General features: G+C 65.2%; 4 protein-coding genes and 1 tRNA gene. 3 read left to right on the top strand and 2 right to left on the bottom strand.

Annotation, left to right across the window (positions count from 1 at the left end; genetic code table 11):
• The 3 genes from H5T60_12725 to H5T60_12715 form a co-directional block, all read left to right on the top strand.
• Nucleotides 1-342: argininosuccinate synthase (locus H5T60_12725; protein MBC7243292.1), on the top strand; the 342-nt coding region annotated here is incomplete at its 5' end.
• 20 nt (nt 343-362) lie between these two features.
• Nucleotides 363-1,763 (top strand): argininosuccinate lyase, encoded by a 1,401-nt coding sequence (argH, locus tag H5T60_12720; GenBank protein MBC7243291.1) that lies wholly within the window; start codon nt 363-365, stop codon nt 1,761-1,763.
• Between the two features lie 44 nt (nt 1,764-1,807).
• A tRNA-Glu gene (locus H5T60_12715) sits at nt 1,808-1,883 on the top strand.
• Between the two features lie 210 nt (nt 1,884-2,093).
• Here the strand turns inward: H5T60_12715 and H5T60_12710 are convergent.
• Both H5T60_12710 and H5T60_12705 read right to left on the bottom strand, forming a co-directional pair.
• Entirely contained in the window at nt 2,094-3,299 is a 1,206-nt protein-coding gene (locus tag H5T60_12710; GenBank protein ID MBC7243290.1) for an FAD-binding oxidoreductase, read from the bottom strand.
• A 44-nt stretch (nt 3,300-3,343) separates the two neighbouring features.
• Entirely contained in the window at nt 3,344-3,595 is a 252-nt protein-coding gene (locus H5T60_12705; protein MBC7243289.1) for a hypothetical protein, read from the bottom strand.
• Nucleotides 3,596-3,627: the final 32 nt, after the last annotated feature.

Here is a 3,627-nt window from a genome sequence, read left to right as displayed (position 1 = left end):
ATGCTGGCGGTGCGCTATGCCGAGCTGGTTTACTACGGCCAGTGGTTCACCCCGCTCAAGCGCGCCCTGGACGCCTTCGTTGAGAAGACGCAGGAGCGCGTCACCGGCACCGCCCGCGTCAAGCTGTATAAGGGGAGCTGTACCATCGCCGGCATCAAATCCCCCTACAGCCTGTACCGCGAGGACCTGGCCACCTTCGGCGCCGACCAGGTCTACAACCAGCGCGATGCCGAGGGCTTCATCAACCTGTTCGGCCTGCCCATCCAGGTCGAGGCCCTGCTGAACCTGGGGCCGGGCGCCGTGCCGGCCAAGCCCGAAGAAGCGCAATACATGCGCGACTGAAGCCCACAGGAGATACCGCCATGAGCAAATTGTGGGGAGGACGATTCCGGGGCGCGCTGGACCCGCTGATGGCACGCCTGAACCGCTCCGTGGATTTCGACCGCCGGCTTTGGCGCGCCGATATCCGCGGCAGTCAGGCCTATGCCCAGGCGCTGGCCAAGGCCGGCGTCATCACAGCCGAAGAAGCACAGCTTCTGCAGGCAGGCCTGGAGAAGGTCCTGCAGGAGTTCGAGGCCGGCCAGTTCCAATTCCTGGACTCCGACGAGGACATCCATACCGCCGTCGAGCGCCGGCTCAAGGAGCATATCGGCGAGACGGCCGGCAAACTGCACACCGGCCGCAGTCGCAACGACCAGGTCGCCACCGACATGCGCCTCTTCCTCCTGGAGGCCATTGCCGAGCTGGAGGCCGCCCTGACCGCCCTGCAGTCCGCCCTGCTGGAGCGGGCGGAGGAGCACCTCCATACCATTATGCCCGGGTATACCCATCTCCAGCGCGCCCAGCCGGTCACCCTCGCCCACTGGCTCCTGGCCTACTTCTGGATGTTCGAGCGCGATCATGAGCGGCTGATGGAACTGCGCCGGCGCACCGCCGTCCTGCCCTTGGGGAGCGGTGCGCTGGCCGGCCATCCCTTTGGCATCGACCGCCAACATCTGGCAGAACTGTTGGGCTTCGAGGCCATCGCGCCCAACAGTATGGACGCCGTGGCCGACAGGGATTTCGCCGCGGAACTGCTCTTCTGGGGGGCAATGGCCCAGATGCATATGAGCCGGCTGGCCGAGGATCTCATTATCTGGTGCACGGCGGAGTTCGGCTTCGTGCGCCTCAGCGACGCTTATTCGACCGGCTCCAGCCTGATGCCGCAGAAACGCAACCCCGATTCCCTGGAGCTGATCCGGGGAAAGAGCGGGCGCGTCTTCGGCAACCTGATGACGCTCCTGACGGTGCTCAAGGGCCTGCCCATGACCTACAACAAGGACATGCAGGAGGACAAGGAGCCGCTGTTCGACACGATCGACACGGTGCGGGACTGCTTGGAGCTGGCCGCCGGCGTGATCCGCACCATGTCCTTCGACACGGAGGCTATGCGCCGCGCCTGCGGCGAAGAACTGCTGGCTACCGACCTGGCAGATTACCTGGTGCGCAAAGGGGTGCCGTTCCGCACCGCCCATGAGCTGGTCGGGCGCGCGGTGCAGAGGGCGGAGGAGCGGGGTGTCACCCTGCGGGGGCTTCCCATAGAGGAATACCGGGCCATTTCGCCGGCCTTTGAGCCTGACCTGTACGACGCGCTGTCGCTGGAAGCCAGTGTTGCGGCGCGGGCCGCGGAAGGGGGCACGGCGCCGGCGGCAGTACGCCAGCAGTTAGAGGAAGCACGCCGCCGGCTGGCCGGCCGCGCCGCCGCCCGAGAGGCGGAAATTTGACGAAAGGGCCACTTCCTGATATAAATAACGATGCAGTGATGCATGCCCCCATCGTCTAGTGGCCTAGGACACAGCCCTTTCAAGGCTGCGACAGGGATTCGAATTCCCTTGGGGGCACCAAGGAATGGGCGCGGCAGTTGTTGCCGCGCCCATCGTTGTTTTTGACGGCAGGTTCCCCTTCCTCGCCCGCGGGGAGGGGATCAGAGGGATTGGGATTCCCTTCCCTGCCTGCGGGGAAGGGGTCAGGGGATGGGAGTTTCCCTTCCCTGCCCGCTGTGAAGGGGTCAGGGGATGGGGTCCCCCCAACCAAGGGAACGCCGGCCTCCTAAATCAAATCACCAGTTTCTCCGCGCTGGGCCGGCCGGCCCCTTCCGCAAAGCGCGTATATCGGAACGGGCACTCCTCCACCCTCATCCGCCCCAGCATCATATCCACCACCATGCGGCTGCCCTCGGGCGACCCCATCACGCCGTGGCCGCTGTACCCCAGGTTGAAATGCAGGCCGGCGATCTCGGGATGCGGCCCCAGGATGGGCTTGGAATCGGGCGTGATGGTATATTGGCCGGCGCTGATATACACATTATCGCGGGTCAGCCGGGCGATGACCCGCTCCCAGAAAGGCGCCAACAGCTTTACCTGATTGAGCACGATGGCGGCGAACTCCCAGTCCACCGGCACCGAGTCCATCGGCGGCGTCGGGTCCTCATCAATGGCCCAGCCCAGCGCCGCACCGCCCACTTCCGGCCGCCAGTAGGCGCCGCTGTTGATATCAATGGTCATGGGCGCATCCTGCGGGATCAGATCGTCATGGCCGATCACCGCCTTCTGCCGGCGCACGATCAGCAGAGGAAGCTCCACGCCGGCCATGCGCGCTACCACCCCGGAGAATGGGCCGGCGGCGATGACCACATTGCGCGTCGTGATCAGGCCGCGGCTGGTCTGCACACCGCACACCCCTTGCGCGTCCAGCAGGATGCCGGTCGCCTCCGTGCGCAGGAGAAAAATGGCCGAACTCCCTTTGGCGAAGCCATAGGTCAGCTCGTGCGCGGACAGCCATCCGTCACGGGCGCGGAAGGTCGCCGCCGTAACGTCTTCGGAGACCCAGGGGAAGCGCTTGCGCACCTCCCGCTCGTCCAACAGCTCCACATCATCTAAGCCGGCCTGGCGGTAGCGTTCCACCAGCCGGCGCAAGGTGACCGGACCATCCGGCCGATTGGTCAGAAAGAGATAGCCCTGTTGATGGAGGCTGATGTCATACCCCGGAATGCCAATATGCTCGGCAAAATGCTCGAACACCTCGATGCTGGCCTTCATCATGGCCACGTTTTCCGGCTCGGTGAACTGCGCCCGAAAACATTCCTCGGAGGCTGTGGTCGTCAGCGTCGCCAGCCCATCGCGCTTCTCCACCACCAGGGTCTTCAGGCCGGCGCGGGAGGCGTAAAACGCCGTCGCCGTGCCCAGGATCCCTCCGCCGATGACCACCACATCCGCCGTGCGCGGTACATCCTCCTCACTAGGAATAATGATGCGGCCCATGGCTCCCCCTCCCTTGGATCACGCTTCCTCGCAAAATGGGCGGTTCATTCCGCCACCAGCAATCTGCCGCACTGCGAACAGTACACCAGCTCATCCGTATCGCGCGCCCGCTGGACCTCCGCCACCGGCAGGCGAATGCCGCAGGCCTGACAAATGCCGTTCTGCAGGCGAGCCAGCGGCGTGCTCTTCCGCTGGCACAGTTCATCGTACAGCCGCAGGTGCTCCGGCGCCAGCATCGAGGCCCAGTCCTCCCGCCGGCGCTCCAACTTCCCCAGCCGGCGCTCCAATTGCTCCAACTCTTGTGCTAAAGCACCCTGGGAAGCCCGCC

The organism is Anaerolineae bacterium (genome assembly GCA_014360855.1).
GTDB lineage: Bacteria > Chloroflexota > Anaerolineae > JACIWP01 > JACIWP01 > JACIWP01.
The sequence above is the reverse complement of the archived record's forward strand: the minus strand, read 5'-3'. Positions and strand labels throughout refer to the sequence as shown.

Coding starts and splice junctions, on each gene's coding strand:
- argH (MBC7243291.1), top strand. CDS start 363: ATGAGCAAATTGTGGGGAGGACGATTCCGGGGCGCGCTGGACCCGCTG.
- H5T60_12710 (MBC7243290.1), bottom strand. CDS start 3,299: ATGGGCCGCATCATTATTCCTAGTGAGGAGGATGTACCGCGCACGGCG.